Source organism: Ignavibacteria bacterium, from assembly GCA_016707005.1.
Taxonomy (GTDB): Bacteria; Bacteroidota; Ignavibacteria; order Kapaibacteriales; family Kapaibacteriaceae; genus UBA10438.
In genome coordinates this window covers 218,840-233,357 of sequence record JADJIQ010000001.1, presented here as the reverse complement: position 1 = coordinate 233,357, position 14,518 = coordinate 218,840, and the positions used below count along the sequence as shown (strand labels likewise).

Sequence of the window (14,518 nt, the reverse complement as noted above, 5' to 3'; positions counted from 1 at the left end):
ATTATGAAGCCATCACACACTGACTTCCGTGTTCTGCCATTTTGGCATATTTATTGATGCGTGGTATTGCCGTAGCTCACTCTTGTTCCACTGAATCAACCGCGATGAAACCAATTCGACCAACCATCGTGGTACCTGTTCCGCAGCGCTGATCCATCAGACGTCGTTGCGAGAGGTACCGGTCTTCTTCTCCTCGCAACTTGAACGACGTCATGCTTTCCTTCTTTTCGGATCCATTCTTTCGCAACGCTGCGCCGATCATCAGGATCGGCCGACAACGACCTCTCTCTCCGGACGATGCTCCGCCCCTTCCGCCTGAACTCGATCCGCGGAATGTCTCATCGCGTTTTGCCGACCTGAAGACCGATCATTTCTGGCCGTTCTTCTTTGCAACGTTCGCTGCTACAGGCGCGCCGGCACGTAGGATCATCACACTCACGGTGCTGAAACTGGCCATCGGCATCACCACTCCGTTGTTGCTGCATACGCTGCTCACAATGCTCCCGAGTGTGACTGGTGCTGCATCCTTGCCGCTTAGTGCCGTCCTCACAGCGGTGGCACTTGGCCTCATGGGAATGATCGGCGCGTTGTTTCAGCAGCATTGGTACTTCAATGCCTTGCAGGGATTTGCCCTGATCATGAACGGCTTCAATGAGCGTGTTGTCCACCATGCACTTCGGCTGCGCAGATCGGCACGCGCCGGCATGCAGACCGGTGACATGGTCAATCACCTTTCGAGTGATACGGACGCCATGGCAGAGAGCATGTTCATCATTCCGGAATTCACCAATACGATCCTCCAAACTCTGGCTGTTCTGGTTGTGTTGTGGTACTTCTTGGGTGCTGCTACGTTGGCTGCCATTGCTACGCTGATGATCGTATCGCCGATGACGATCCTTGTTGCTCGACGGTATCGTAAGCTCGATCATGTGATTATGGGGCTCCGAGATGATCGTGTGACTCTGATGTCGCAGATCCTACAAGGGATCCGCGTTGTCAAGTTCCATGCATGGGAGAATAGCGTCCGCGCAGAGGTTGCCTCCGTTCGCTCCCGCGAAGTTGACACCCGCGTGAAGATCGTGCGCACCGACGCTGTGAGCACCGTGATCTTCATCTCCACCACCACGCTCGTTGCCTTTGCCGGATTCGGCGCCTACGTGCTCGGTGGCGGCATTCTCAATGCCCCGTTGGTCTTCGCCTGCTTGGCCTTGTTTGCCATGCTCGAAGAGCCATTCGGTATGGTGAGTCACCTCCTTGCGAATCTGCAGCATGCACGTGTTGCGGCTACCCGACTCCACGCCTACTTCAGCGCACCGGTCCGACGGGAAGATGAGCGTCCACTCTCCGCCCCTTCCCAAGCTGTTGGGATCTCTTGCACGGGGCTTACCATGCAATATCCTGATGGTGCAGAGCCGGCGTTGCGAGATATCACGCTGAACATTGCTGCCGGACAAAGTGTAGCCATCATTGGTACGGTGGGTGCCGGGAAGAGTACGTTGTTGCGCACACTTGCCGGACTTCACGTTACACAACACGGAAAGGCAACCTTCCCGAACCTGCCATCGGATATTCGTCCACGCTCGGGATACGTACCGCAAGAAGCATTCATTCTCAATGCTACCGTTCGCGAGAACATCGTGTTCGGTGATGAGAACGATGCTGACAGACTCGCATCGTCCTTGCATGTGTGTGCACTCGAACAAGATCTTGCGCAGATGCCTGCCGGACTCTCCACCGAGATCGGTGAACGTGGTGTGAATCTCTCCGGCGGTCAGAAGCAGCGCGTATCACTTGCACGCGCTGCATTCCACCGTCCAGGCATTGTCTACCTTGATGACCCGCTCTCCGCCGTGGATGGCGATACGGAAGACATCCTTGTCACTCGCCTGCTCTTTGGCGAGTGGAAGAACGTCACGCGCATTGTTGTGACGCACCGTCTTGCACACCTCGCATTGTTCGATGTTATCGTCCTTCTTGATAAGGGGCAGGTGGTTACCTCCGGTTCGTATACCGAGGTGATGACCAATGATGCTGTGCGTGAACTTGTGGAATCGGCGCTGGTCTCCGTGGAGCATTCCGTTGCTCACCCGCAGCCAATGGAGCCACTCGCGCCTCCTAGCGCCATGCATACGTTGCCGGATGAGGTCCAGCACGATTCGTCGCGTCTTACCGAAGACGAAGATCGTGCCACGGGTGCCGTGCGCACGGGTGTCTACATGGAATACCTGCGAGCGATGATCGGACGTAGGCCAATGCTCAGCCCCTTTATCCTCATTGCCTTGATCGGTACTGCAATTGGGATCACGATCCTGCCCATCATTCAAACATCGTGGTTGGGATATTGGACCGATACATTCAGCACGTCCGTATCTCAAGGCACACATGGTATATGGGGCAGCGTTGTTGCGCTCATCGGTATCGACGTATCTGCATCTAGTGCTGCGGTGATCACCTATGGCATCCTTGGCATCATCGTGCTGACGGGATGGTATGGGGAACGTCTGCTCTGGCTGTACCGTGCTGCGGCTGCCGGACGGATCATTCACGATCAGGCGTTGCTTGGAGTATTGGCCGCACCGTTGCGGTTCTTTGACAGCACGCCGATGGGTCGCGTATTGAACCGTTTTGCGCGTGATGTTGAGGCCGTTGATGATCAGCTCTCGTGGAACATCGAACAGTCGTTCAAGTCGCTTGCTCAAACCGTTGGTGCACTTGTCCTGATCCTTGCCGTGATGCCGATCATCATCGTCGTGATCGTTCCGGTGTTGTTCCTCTACTATCGCTTGCAGCGCGATTATCGACTCAGTGCGCGTGAGGCAAAACGGTTGGAGTCTATTGCACGTTCACCACGCTACGCTCATTTCAAGGAGCTTGTTACGGGGCTTGATGTGATCCATGGATTTGGTCGCGAAGCATTCTTCATCGATACCTACCACAACATCTTGGCCGGATATCAACGAGCCTTCTGGTGCAGCATCATGCTTAACCGGTGGTTCAGCACGCGTGTACCCATCATCAGTGGCTTTGTTGGACTGGCAACGAGCGTGGCCATCCTTGTTCTTGCATGGCAAGGGGGCATTTCACCCGGTGTTGCAGGATTGGTACTGACCTATGCGTTGAGCTTTTGGATGAGTTTGAATTGGACGGTGCGAGCCTTCAGTGAAGTGGAGTCTCGCATGACGTCGGTAGAACGACTCAGATATTATGCAACACTTGAACAGGAACCACAGACCACATCCCTGCCGGTGCTGTCCGATGATGTGGAGTGGCCAACAAAGGGGGCTTTGGAGCTCAAGGACGTCTGCGTGCGCTATGCCTCGCATCTTCCGCGCGTGCTGCATGATGTGAGCTTCAGCGTTGAACCGGCGATGAAGGTTGGCATTACCGGACGTACCGGGTCGGGCAAGAGTACACTCTTCCAGACACTCTTCCGATTCGTAGAACCAGAGTCGGGGACGATCATGGTTGACGGAGTGGACATCACTTCTGTGCCTCTCCAGCGACTGCGCAGAAGTCTTGCCATCATTCCGCAGGATCCAACATTGTTCATCGGAACGGTGAGGATCAATCTCGATCGATTCTCGGAATGTTCGGACGATGAGGTGTGGGAAGCGTTGCGTCGGGTACAGCTTGCCGACCACATTCGTTCCCTGCCGAACGGTCTGTCTTCAGCCGTGTTGGAAGGTGGTGCGAACTTCTCGCAGGGTCAGCGTCAGCTTCTCTGCCTTGCTCGTGCCATCCTCACACGTGCGCGCATCATCGTTCTCGATGAGGCAACGGCAAGTGTTGACTTGGCAACGGACGCTGTGATCCAGCGAACGATCCGTGAGGAGTTTGCGAATGTAACGGTACTGGTGATCGCACACCGTCTCGATACGGTTGCCGATGCGGACCTGCGTGTGGAGCTGTCTCAGGGCAGAGTGGTGAACATCACCAAACGTTGACCTCACGCTCGAGCTCAACACCAAACCTGTCGAACACGCTCTGCTGAATACGTGTAGCCAGATCGATGATCTGCGCACCTTCAGCAGAGCCGTGATTTACAAGCACAAGTGCCTGATTGGCGTGGACTCCTGCATCACCCTCTCGAACGCCCTTCCAGCCGCACTGATCGATGAGCCATGCTGCCGCGAGTTTCGATGATCCGTCGGCTTGCGGATAGACCGGCAACAACGGATGCGATTCATGGAGTGTTGTTGCCTTCTGCGCACTCACCACCGGATTCTTGAAGAACGATCCGGCGTTGCCGATCACCTTTGGATCCGGGAGTTTACGGGTACGTATCGCAACAACACTGGAGTAGACATCCATGATGGTTGGTTGCGTGATACCACGCACGGCTAACTCCTCGGTGACATCTTTATATGATGCGCGAATCGTTGGCACTGTGGAGAGTCGGTACGTTACCGAGGTTATCACACATTTGTCTCGCAACTCACGCTTGAAGATGCTCTCGCGATAGCCGAAGTTGCAGTCGTCCTTGGTGAACGTTTTGATCTCTCCGGTGTCGGCATTCATCGCGTCGAGTTCATGGAAACACGCCGACTGTTCAACGCCGTATGCTCCGATGTTCTGCATTGGTGCAGCTCCCACCGTTCCCGGGATCAGGGCCAGATTCTCAAGTCCGGCCCATCCTCGCTCAACGGTCCATGTAACCACTTGGTGCCAATTCTCCCCTGCTCCGGAGCGTACCGTAACCACGTCACCCTCAACACTGGCAGAACGTTCTTGCAGCCGGATATGGATCACCAGCCCCTGCACGTCTCCTGAGATAAGGACGTTACTTCCGCCGCCAAGAATGTGAAACGATGCACCTCGTGTGCGTGCCCATGATATCGCCTCTAGAAGCGTATCAATGGTTGTTACGCTAACGAAATACTCCGCTACAGCATGGATCCCAAAGGTCGTGTAGGGGGCTAGGTCAACGCTGGGAGTTGGTGTCATGGACGATCAACGACGGATTACAAGCGGGATCGAATGTGATTTGCCGTGCGAAGTTACGAGAAGCACGTACCGTCCGGTTGCAAGTCCTTGAACATCGATACGTGCAGCATCTTGTTGAACGTCCTTGGAAAGCACGGTTTGTCCAAGCAGATCAACGATGCGGACCGAGGCTTCTCCCTCAACGCCGTGGATCTCAATCACATCTGCTGACGGAGTTGGCGAAACACGGATCATTGATGACTCGTCGGACTCTACACTCGTTGCACCGATGTCCCAGCGATACGTGAGCCCCTTTACCATACCCGAAGCATCGAGCATGGAGATCTGTGAGTATCCGCCCGGGACGTAGGTAGCACGCACGTCGAGCAGATTGTTCTCCGACAACGAGAACACCGCTTGGTTATCGAGAACATCATTGCCTCGCAGCCCAGCCTGAGCAGTGACCGCCTCGGTGAGTTCTTCTGCTTTGTCATAGACCATGTCGATCCGACCGCTCTCGTGAATTCTGATCTGGAAGGAGAATCGTCCGATGTCGAATGCCTGACCGGTCTCCCAGTTGAACTTCCGGATCGTAAAGTTTCGCCACTCGATGGCGATCATCCTATGCGGCGCCTCGTTGTAGAGCTTCCACGCAATGCGCCACGGCGCAGGTGCCGATGTGTCGGGGTTGAGTTCCCCTGCGAAAGCCGCAATGATCAATTGCGCGTTCTCCAGTCGGGCCAATGGGTTGGTAACCCAATTCTCGAATGGCTCTCCATCCAGCACTACAAATCCATTCTTTGCAATGCTCATCGAAACAAACGTACGATCACTGATCTGCAGTGGGAAAGGCAGTGCAACCTCGGACGGACGTGGTGTGACCATGGACCTATCGCGAAGGATGATCGGGTCCGCAAGTGGTTCGAAGCCCGTGACGAGAGCCGACATATTGTACTCACGCGCAAGGAGCGGCATCCTACGTGGCTGCTGCACATACATCGCAGCTGTAACGCCATACTCGGGATACACCCACGTATTCTCGAGGTAAGGGGCGTTCTGGTTCGTATCCACCTGTGGCATGATGGAATAATAAGCGGCAGATTCAGCCCCCTCTATTACAACTACTCCGTCATCGGGGATGGTGCCGGAATTCACCACTTCATTCGTCGTGGTATTCGTCATGGTATAGGGCATGCCACCGGTGAGCCCGATTGTTGGCACCTTGCCTATCACCACACGATCTCCAACTCCAAGAGCAAGTGTTGACGTGAGCTGCGGCAACGTGGAGGAAGATTCGAACCTAATGAGGAGGGGATCCTCTCCAACTGCTACATCTACGTTCACTTTGTTCGGTGTGAAGGATCTGCCAATAGCAGACGGGACAACGATGTACCGACCGATCGGAATGGCACGTCGCACCACAATAGCTGTATCACCTGCTTCACTCACGGGAAGTGTTGTGTAATCAAATACACCGGGTAGTTGATCGCTGAAGATGTTGATCTGTACCGGTGTTGTATCACCATCATTGCTGATCACGAGCTCAACGGTACGCCCCTTTACAACAACAAGATCGAATTGAACGAGTGTATCGGCGATCATCACACCCATTGTGCTTGTTGGATCCGACAACGTGATCGGAAAGGTCGTATAGGGGTCGGGAACCACGATCTGGTAGAGTCCGTACCCAAGTCCGTTGAATGTAAATCGACCATTGCCATCAGTCTGTACCGCGGTATCACCGGACGTAGGTGGAGTCTGACGATAGATCTCATCCTCGATCGGTTCAATGTTCAACTCTACACCTGCCAACGGCTGCTTGGTGATGGCATCCCGAACAACGCCGGTGAGAGTGCATTGCTGCGGTTGCGGCGCGTTGCCAAGGCAGGGAGCACTGCGAATGAAGCTTTTCAGTACGGAGCGGTGCAAGGGATGGAACTCGAGGATCACAGATCCGCCATTGGGTTTTTGTTGGTGGCAATACGACATGATCGTGCCGCGTGCCGGTGCAGTTTGGTCTTGTGTGACGCATTGTCCGGACTCCGATGCCACACAACTATCGAGTGGACCCTGCGGCCAATAACAACTCTGCGTATGGATACCGCCGCAAACGTGTCCGATCTCGTGAACCATCATTCCAACATCCCACGACCATGTAGGATAGTTGCTCACATAGCGCAGCACATCGCCCGCACAATAGCTTCCATCTTCTTGACAGATACCGCCGATGGTGCGAGCGATACCTCCCTGTCCACCACGCGACGTGAGGAAGACCGCCATGTCTCGCGCAACAGACGTCATGTTCGTGCGATACTCATTCACGAACACTTCAAGCAATTCGAACACTCCCATCTCTTCTGGATACGGATCGTTCGGTGTCTCCCAGATCCGGACGTTGGAGATAGCCATCCGCACACCAAGCTCCTTCTCGTAAACTGTGCTCATCACAGCCACGAGTTGCGTGATGTAGGCAGACGTGCGTTGAACGGTTTCAAAGCCCTGCTTCAGATCATAGTCGGCCTCAATGGCCAACTCGATCACCACCGTATCATCCGCCTGCAGACGTTCCCCAAGGTCCTTCACCGAGCGATGCGCCTCGCTGATCAGTTGGTCCAGTTGCTTCGAAAGAGATTCAACCGGAGTTCCGCATGAGTAAGGGGCATCGTGGTCGCGCATCACCACATACGAATCACTGCCCTGATCACGGAACTGTCTGCCAACGAGATACCGCCCCTTTTCCATGTTCACAAGTCCGGACACCTCACCAGAGGCACTGAACGTGAAGACGGCGACCCCTCCGTCGGGCATCTCTGCGCGGTACCATGCAAGGCCATCACCAAGCGCCGAGTGCACCGGTCCATTATCGGTCATCACCGTCTGACGAGCGCCGGGTGCAACGATGTGCGTCCGCACGAGCGACAATGTCACGTCCGCTCCATCCGGCATGGGCAGCGACATCTTCACGGCTCTCTCACCGCTGCGTACAAGCGAACGAACCGCGGCCTCATTCACCCGTACAGCCCCCTGCTGGAGTACCTGTTCACCCTTTGGCGCCGATCGTTGGAATACCGTTAGGGTACGTTGTGCTGCACCGTCAACAACAAGTGCAACTACAGCAATGATCACAAGCAGCGAGCGGATCATGGTGAGCCTGGATGTGGTGAGGAAAGCGGAAGGACTCTCAAACCGGGGATTTCGTTACCACAACCTACACACTCGGCCCGAGCATATCCTCCGGACGGACCCACTGATCGAACTGTTCTTCCGTGAGCAGTCCGAGTTTCAGGGCCTCTTCCTTGAGCGTGGTTCCATTCTTATGAGCCGTCTTGGCGATCTTGGCCGCATTATCATAGCCAATGTGGGTATTCAGCGCCGTCACCAACATCAGCGTGTTCTGATTGTAGTAGGCCAAGCGGTCAACATTCGGCGTGATACCCGAAGCACAGTGTTCATTGAACATCGTGCAGGTATCGGCTAGGAGTCGCACGCTTTGCAGGACATTGTAGATGATGACGGGCTTGAACACGTTGAGCTCAAAGTTCCCCGAGGCGCCACCGATATTGACGGCTACGTCGTTGCCCATCACCTGTGCGGCAACCATCGTCATGGCTTCACTCTGTGTTGGGTTTACCTTACCCGGCATGATCGACGACCCCGGTTCGTTTTCCGGGATGGAGATCTCGCCAAGTCCGCAGCGAGGTCCGGACGACATCCAGCGGATATCATTGGCGATCTTCATACACGTTGCAGCAAGCGTCTTCAGAGCTCCATGTAGGAAGACCAAGGCATCATGGGCGGCCAATGCTTCGAATTTGTTCGGCGCCGTTACAAAGGGGAGTCCGGTAAGAGAAGCGATCTGAGCCGCCGAGCGAACAGCGAACTCCGGATGAGTATTGAGTCCGGTCCCCACAGCCGTTCCGCCCAGGGCAAGTTCATAGACGCCACCCAAGGCCATCTCAATACGCGAGATGTTATTCGTAAGTGCCTGCACATATCCCGAGAATTCCTGACCAAGCGTGATCGGTGTAGCATCCATCAGGTGTGTGCGACCACTCTTGATAAGCGGAGCAAACTCCGTTGCTTTTGCGTCGAGCGTATCGCGCAATGCCCGCACTGCCGGAAGAAGCTGCGACGTAACAGCTATGCCTGCTGCGATGTGCATTGCCGTTGGGAACGTATCGTTGGAGCTTTGAGACTTGTTCACGTCATCGTTTGGGTGCACCGGCTTTTTGGAGCCCATCTCGCCCCCTGCCATTTCGATAGCACGGTTAGCGATGACCTCATTGACGTTCATATTGGTTTGGGTGCCCGAACCCGTCTGCCATACACTCAACGGGAAATGGTCGAAGAGTTTGCCCTCGATCACCTCATCACATGCCCGCACGATCAGATCACGTTTTGCAGCATCGAGGACGCCTAGGTCGGCATTTACCATCGCCGCGGCCTTCTTCAGGATGGCCATACCCTGGACCACTTGACGAGGCATACGTTCTTCGCCGATAGCAAAGTGGATGAGTGAGCGGGCGGTTTGAGCTCCGTAATAGGCGGTCGAGGGAACCTCGATCTCACCCATGGTATCACGTTCGATGCGCATGGAAGTAGGTGGCTTGTGGGTATTCATAGTTGCTGGAGGCCACAAAATTACTGCAATAACGCTGGGTTCCCAGTAGTGGCTCTGATTCAAAAGCGCTGTCGAGCTCGTTCCGTAGGGTAGTTTTACAAAACACGGGAAATGCAATAATCCGGCATCGGGTTCGGCTGGGGTTTTGGGGTTCTACGATACCGAAGCAAATCATAGCATGACGTATACATCTACTTGCCAAATCATACGAATGCGCGCTGTTCTAATGACGTGCATGTTCATTGCTTGTGGCACCATGTGCCAAGCACAGGGTGGTGGAGGGACGTTCGATACTATCCGCATATCTCGATGGACTCAAGCGTCAGTGGCATACCACGATAGCGTGGTGATCTACGAAGAGCAACCGGGAATTGCCAACGCTCCAGCTCGCGGATTCACGCGAAGCAATCCATCCGCACCATGGGATTCTGTTGAGCTCGTTTCATCGTGGCATCGGCAGTTACCGATGAAAGGATGTGTCATGGCGGGCACGAGATCTGAGAAAACGCTTGAGCTTCATTGGATTCTTCGCGATGCTAAGGCTGTTCGTATTGACACAACGGGAAGGGAGAGTGACAAGATCGATTACCGTCCAATACGACGTATCCGCGTTCACCCCGCTAATCCAAGGAAGGTCTACATTCAATACGAATACGAATCGTTCGGTGGCACATATACGGCAACGATGGTCACAAATGACGATGGAGAAACATGGTCAGAGATCAACCCACCTTCATTGAGTGGTGACGGTGGTCGCGGACATAGCTTAGGATTCAACTACCGTGAACCCCAACGAACATACATTGCTGTAGATCCGCAAAACAGAGCCTCCCCTGATGAACCACTTCGCGCCTACTACACAGATGACGATGGGATAACGTTCACCCAGATCAAGTTCTCTCCAGAATATAGTGCCACTCTATTGGAATTGGGTGTTGGGATTTGGTCTGCGGAAAGAGGGATCGACTTTGCCTACTTCGAAGGGAAGCAACGGATTCTTTTTCCAGTTGACTCAGTTAGTGCGAATGGACAGAGAGTTACCTATCTAAAGGAGTATCAGTGGTTAGATAGCGTTCGCAGCAGTCTCTTTCCCTCCTATGACTCAACAAAACAGCGGCTTGATTATAGATATCGGTATGCTCTAAAACGAGACGGCTATATCGATGGGTTTGCGTTTCATCCGGAACTTCCGGAATCATTTGCCCTAGCGTTCACGTTCGATACACTTGTAGCCAACAAGTGGCATTCTCGAATCTTTGTGGCGGCAACATTGGATATGGGCAAAACATGGAGCATGATAGTCCCCGTAACGGATCTACGGAAGAGAACCTACCAATACCCTGCGTCTTTAAATTTTGACCCAGCTTCAAGGGCACTCTACTATTCCTATCAAGAGGCACGTTATGACTCTGCGACCGGCGAAACAGAGTATCTCAACTCTTATACGATAAAATGGACACCTGATATGGCGAGCTCAGTCGACCGAGCGCAAACTGAAGATGCAAGTGACAACTTGCATGTCTACCCAAACCCTGCAAGCCAAGGATCGGATGTGACAGTCGCATTCAGCAGTGTTATGAGTTTGGGATCTGATGAGAGCATTATTGTCACGTGCTCAACACTCGATGGGCGACAAGCGGCTACATCCTACAAGCAATCTCTTGCCTCTAAACCTCAATCAACCGATCGCTACACATTGAGCACCTCCGGGCTTGCTCCTGGCGTTTACATCGTACAGGTTCAATCGCGCAACAGAACAGATAGCAAGCTCCTGGTTGTAACGCACTGACAACACAGATCGAACTTCATGAAACACACTTATCTCAAGACTGTACGAATCCTCCTCGCTCTTCCTATCGCAACGATCTTTTTGTGGTGCGTTCAAACAGTTACTGCCAATGCACAGAGTTTCAAGAAGGTAGACAGCCTATTCAGATCGGAAGCTCCATTTTCAGTCTGGATTGGAGACCTCCATACATTCAAGGACACTATCTTCCTCGTGCGGAGATTGGTTAACAACGATAGCTCGTCATGGATTTGTCGTTCTTACGACAAAGGCAAGACATGGGACAGCCTGTACTTCCCTGTGTTACGGCTAAACACTCAGATCCCGGTAATGGGTGCTGCGATGGCAGGGATGAGGAATAGGATAACCTATCTGACGAGGGATGGGATTAACATCATTGTTGATTCAGCAGGTCTGAAATTCTTGCCCGATCGAATTTCACCAAAAGCATACTATGTGCACCCTTTGAAGCTCAATGAAACCTTCGTCAGTTGCCATTCCAGTTTCAGTGGCCCGATCAAAATCAAGGCAGACTATTGGTTTCATAGGGACACCGACGATGGTCAATGGGAAGAGATTCCTATTCCGAGTCATTCTCGTGGAATCTCTCGGGAAGCATTTCTAAATTTTGACTACAGCCGACCTGAACGCTTATGGGTAACGATTGACGGCGGATACGATGGCTTTGGCTCTTACTTTGAACACGACTATCACTACTCAGACGACCTAGGAAAATCGTGGGTTCGAGTATTTCACGAGATACCGACGCTCATGGGTATGCTAAAGCCCGACTATGGTCTGCTCTGGAAGAGGCGAGGCAACACCATTTACTCAGAACCGGCACTCTACAATCCTATCACAGGCGACTCCATCCCCCTCGGATGGTATGATGCACTCAGAGCCGAATTCGCCAAAGAACGGAATCTTAACGGCTGGAACTTCACATTAGAGGGAACCATAGACACCGAGACCAACAGGATTGAAGGCACCTGGATTCACCCGGAGAACCGGAACAACATACTCGTTACCGTTTATGCCGATAGTATTGGTGCAAGCAGATTTACCCGATTCACGCACTATCTATCGAAGGACCGTGGTGAAACATGGTCGAGGATCTATGAGATCAAAGACGTCATCACAGGTAACAGAGCTGACATCCTCTCGACTCAGGCAGTAGTGACTGCTGACGGAAGCACCGTGCTCATTCCTGGTTCAAGAAGGCGCATAGATTCGACTTTCGAAGTCCTTGACCTGACATTCATTCTCCGCTTCTCGGATGAAGCGACATCGGTTGCTGGTGAGAGCCCTGAGCCAACGAATGACATTTTGCATGTCTACCCAAACCCTGCAAGCCAAGGATCGGATGTGACAGTCGCATTCAGCCGGGATATGAGTTTGGGATCTGATGAAAACGTTTTTGTCTCATGCTCAACAATCGATGGGCGACAAGCGACTACATCCTACAAGCAATCTCGTAGCTCTAAACCTCAATCAACCGACTGCTACACATTGAGCACCTCCGGGCTTGCTCCTGGCGTTTACATCGTACAGGTTCAATCGCGCAACAGAACAGATAGCAAGCTTCTTGTTGTAACGCACTGACAACACAGATCGAACTTCATGAAACACACTTATCTCAAGACTGTACGAATCCTCCTCGCTCTTCCTCTCGCAACGATCTTTTTGTGGTGCGTTCAAACAGTTACTGCCAATGCACAGAATTCTTGGAAGGTAGATAGCCTATTCATCGCTGAGCTACCAATTACCAAAACCAGCGGTGATATCGTCACTTTTGGTGATACAGTACTAATTGTCCGCCAAGACAGAGCAAATTTTTCTGCTTCATGGATTCATAGGTCTTACGACGAAGGCAAGACATGGGACAGCTTGTACTTTCCATTGTTAAGGCTAAACACTCAGATCCCGGTAATGGGTGCTGCGATGGCAGGGATGAGTTACGGGTATACTACAACCTATTTGACTAGGGATGGGATCAATGTCATTATCGACTCAACGAGTCTTGATTTCCTTCGCGACAGACTAACACCAACGGCACATTATCTGCACCCTTTGAAGCTCAACGAAACCTTCGTCAGTTGCCATTCCAGTTTCAGTGGCCCGATCAAAATCAAGGCAGACTATTGGTTTCATAGGGACACCGACGATGGTCAATGGGAAGAGATTCTTATTCCGAGTCATTCTCGTGGAATCTCTCGGGAAGCATTTCTAAATTTTGACTACAGCCGACCTGAACGCTTATGGGTAACAATAGACGGGGGATACGATGGCTTTGGCTCTTACTTTGAACACGACTATCACTACTCAGACGATCTAGGAAAAACGTGGGTTCGAGTGTTTCACGAGATACCGACGCTCATGGGGATGCTAAAGCCCGACTATGGTCTGCTCTGGAAGAGGCGAGGCAACACCATATACTCAGAACCGGCACTCTACAATCCTATCACAGGCGACTCCATCCCGCTCGGATGGTATGATGCACTCAGATCCGAATTCGCCAAAGAACGGAATCTTAACGGCTGGAACTTCACATTAGAGGGAACTATAGACACCGAGACCAACAGGATCGAAGGCACCTGGATTCACCCGGAGAACCGGAACAACATACTCGTTACCGTTTATGCCGATAGTATTGGTGCAAGCAGATTTACCCGATTCACGCACTATCTATCGAAGGACCGTGGTGAAACGTGGTCGAGGATCTATGAGATCAAAGACGTCATCACAGGCAACAGAGCGGATATCCTCGCCACACAGGCAGTAGTGACTGCTGACGGAAGCACCGTGCTCATTCCTGGTTCAAGAAGGCGCATAGATTCGACTTTCGAAGTCCTTGACCTGACATTCATTCTCCGCTTCTCGGATGAAGCGACATCGGTTGCTGGCGAAGCCAGCCCACCACATTCGTTCCTAACAGCACCTCAACCGGCACTGTCGTATGTCTCAATTACGTCTCGCAACAACGAAGAACATATTCTTCGAACAGATGCCTATAACTACTCAGGTGAACTAGTACGCAGTTCACAGCACACCCCCTCACAAAGTGTCACACTTCCTACGGACGACTGGCCAACCGGGGTTTATCACGTTCACGTCATCACGTCAACGGGCAGCAAGGTGTTGCCCATTTGCATCATCCACTGATTCGTTGAGAGTCAACGAACACCCTA

8 protein-coding genes are annotated in these 14,518 nt (G+C 52.8%); 4 read left to right on the top strand and 4 right to left on the bottom strand.

Going from position 1 to position 14,518, the window contains the following annotated elements; translation table 11 throughout:
* Positions 1–76 precede the first annotated feature (76 nt).
* Positions 77–214, bottom strand: a complete 138-nt coding sequence (locus IPI29_01055; GenBank protein MBK7411129.1) for a hypothetical protein — start codon at positions 212–214, stop codon at positions 77–79.
* On the opposite strand from IPI29_01055, the gene IPI29_01050 reads away from it, so the two are divergent.
* Entirely contained in the window at positions 213–3,944 is a 3,732-nt protein-coding gene (locus IPI29_01050; protein ID MBK7411128.1) for an ATP-binding cassette domain-containing protein, read from the top strand. The two genes, IPI29_01055 and IPI29_01050, sit on opposite strands and share 2 nt — an antisense overlap.
* Here IPI29_01050 and murB read toward each other — a convergent pair.
* The 3 genes from murB to fumC all read right to left on the bottom strand — a co-directional run bounded on the left by murB (position 3,931) and on the right by fumC (position 9,517).
* Positions 3,931–4,944 (bottom strand): UDP-N-acetylmuramate dehydrogenase, encoded by a 1,014-nt coding sequence (gene murB / locus IPI29_01045; protein ID MBK7411127.1) that lies wholly within the window; start codon positions 4,942–4,944, stop codon positions 3,931–3,933. The genes IPI29_01050 and murB overlap by 14 nt on opposite strands.
* A gap of 6 nt (positions 4,945–4,950) precedes the next feature.
* Entirely contained in the window at positions 4,951–8,067 is a 3,117-nt protein-coding gene (locus IPI29_01040) for a T9SS type A sorting domain-containing protein (protein MBK7411126.1), read from the bottom strand.
* Between the two features lie 64 nt (positions 8,068–8,131).
* Positions 8,132–9,517 carry a class II fumarate hydratase gene (fumC, locus tag IPI29_01035; protein MBK7411125.1) on the bottom strand — a complete coding sequence of 462 codons (1,386 nt, stop codon included), beginning with the start codon at positions 9,515–9,517 and terminating at the stop codon, positions 8,132–8,134.
* A gap of 283 nt (positions 9,518–9,800) precedes the next feature.
* Here fumC and IPI29_01030 point away from each other — a divergent pair, with 283 nt between their 5' ends.
* The 3 genes from IPI29_01030 to IPI29_01020 all read left to right on the top strand — a co-directional run bounded on the left by IPI29_01030 (position 9,801) and on the right by IPI29_01020 (position 14,492).
* Positions 9,801–11,333 carry a T9SS type A sorting domain-containing protein gene (locus IPI29_01030; GenBank protein MBK7411124.1) on the top strand — a complete coding sequence of 511 codons (1,533 nt, stop codon included), beginning with the start codon at positions 9,801–9,803 and terminating at the stop codon, positions 11,331–11,333.
* A gap of 327 nt (positions 11,334–11,660) precedes the next feature.
* The gene (locus tag IPI29_01025; GenBank protein ID MBK7411123.1) at positions 11,661–12,932 is read left to right on the top strand and encodes a T9SS type A sorting domain-containing protein; all 1,272 of its coding nucleotides are present in this window, start codon (positions 11,661–11,663) and stop codon (positions 12,930–12,932) included.
* A gap of 774 nt (positions 12,933–13,706) precedes the next feature.
* Positions 13,707–14,492, top strand: a complete 786-nt coding sequence (locus tag IPI29_01020) for a hypothetical protein (GenBank protein ID MBK7411122.1) — start codon at positions 13,707–13,709, stop codon at positions 14,490–14,492.
* Positions 14,493–14,518: the final 26 nt, after the last annotated feature.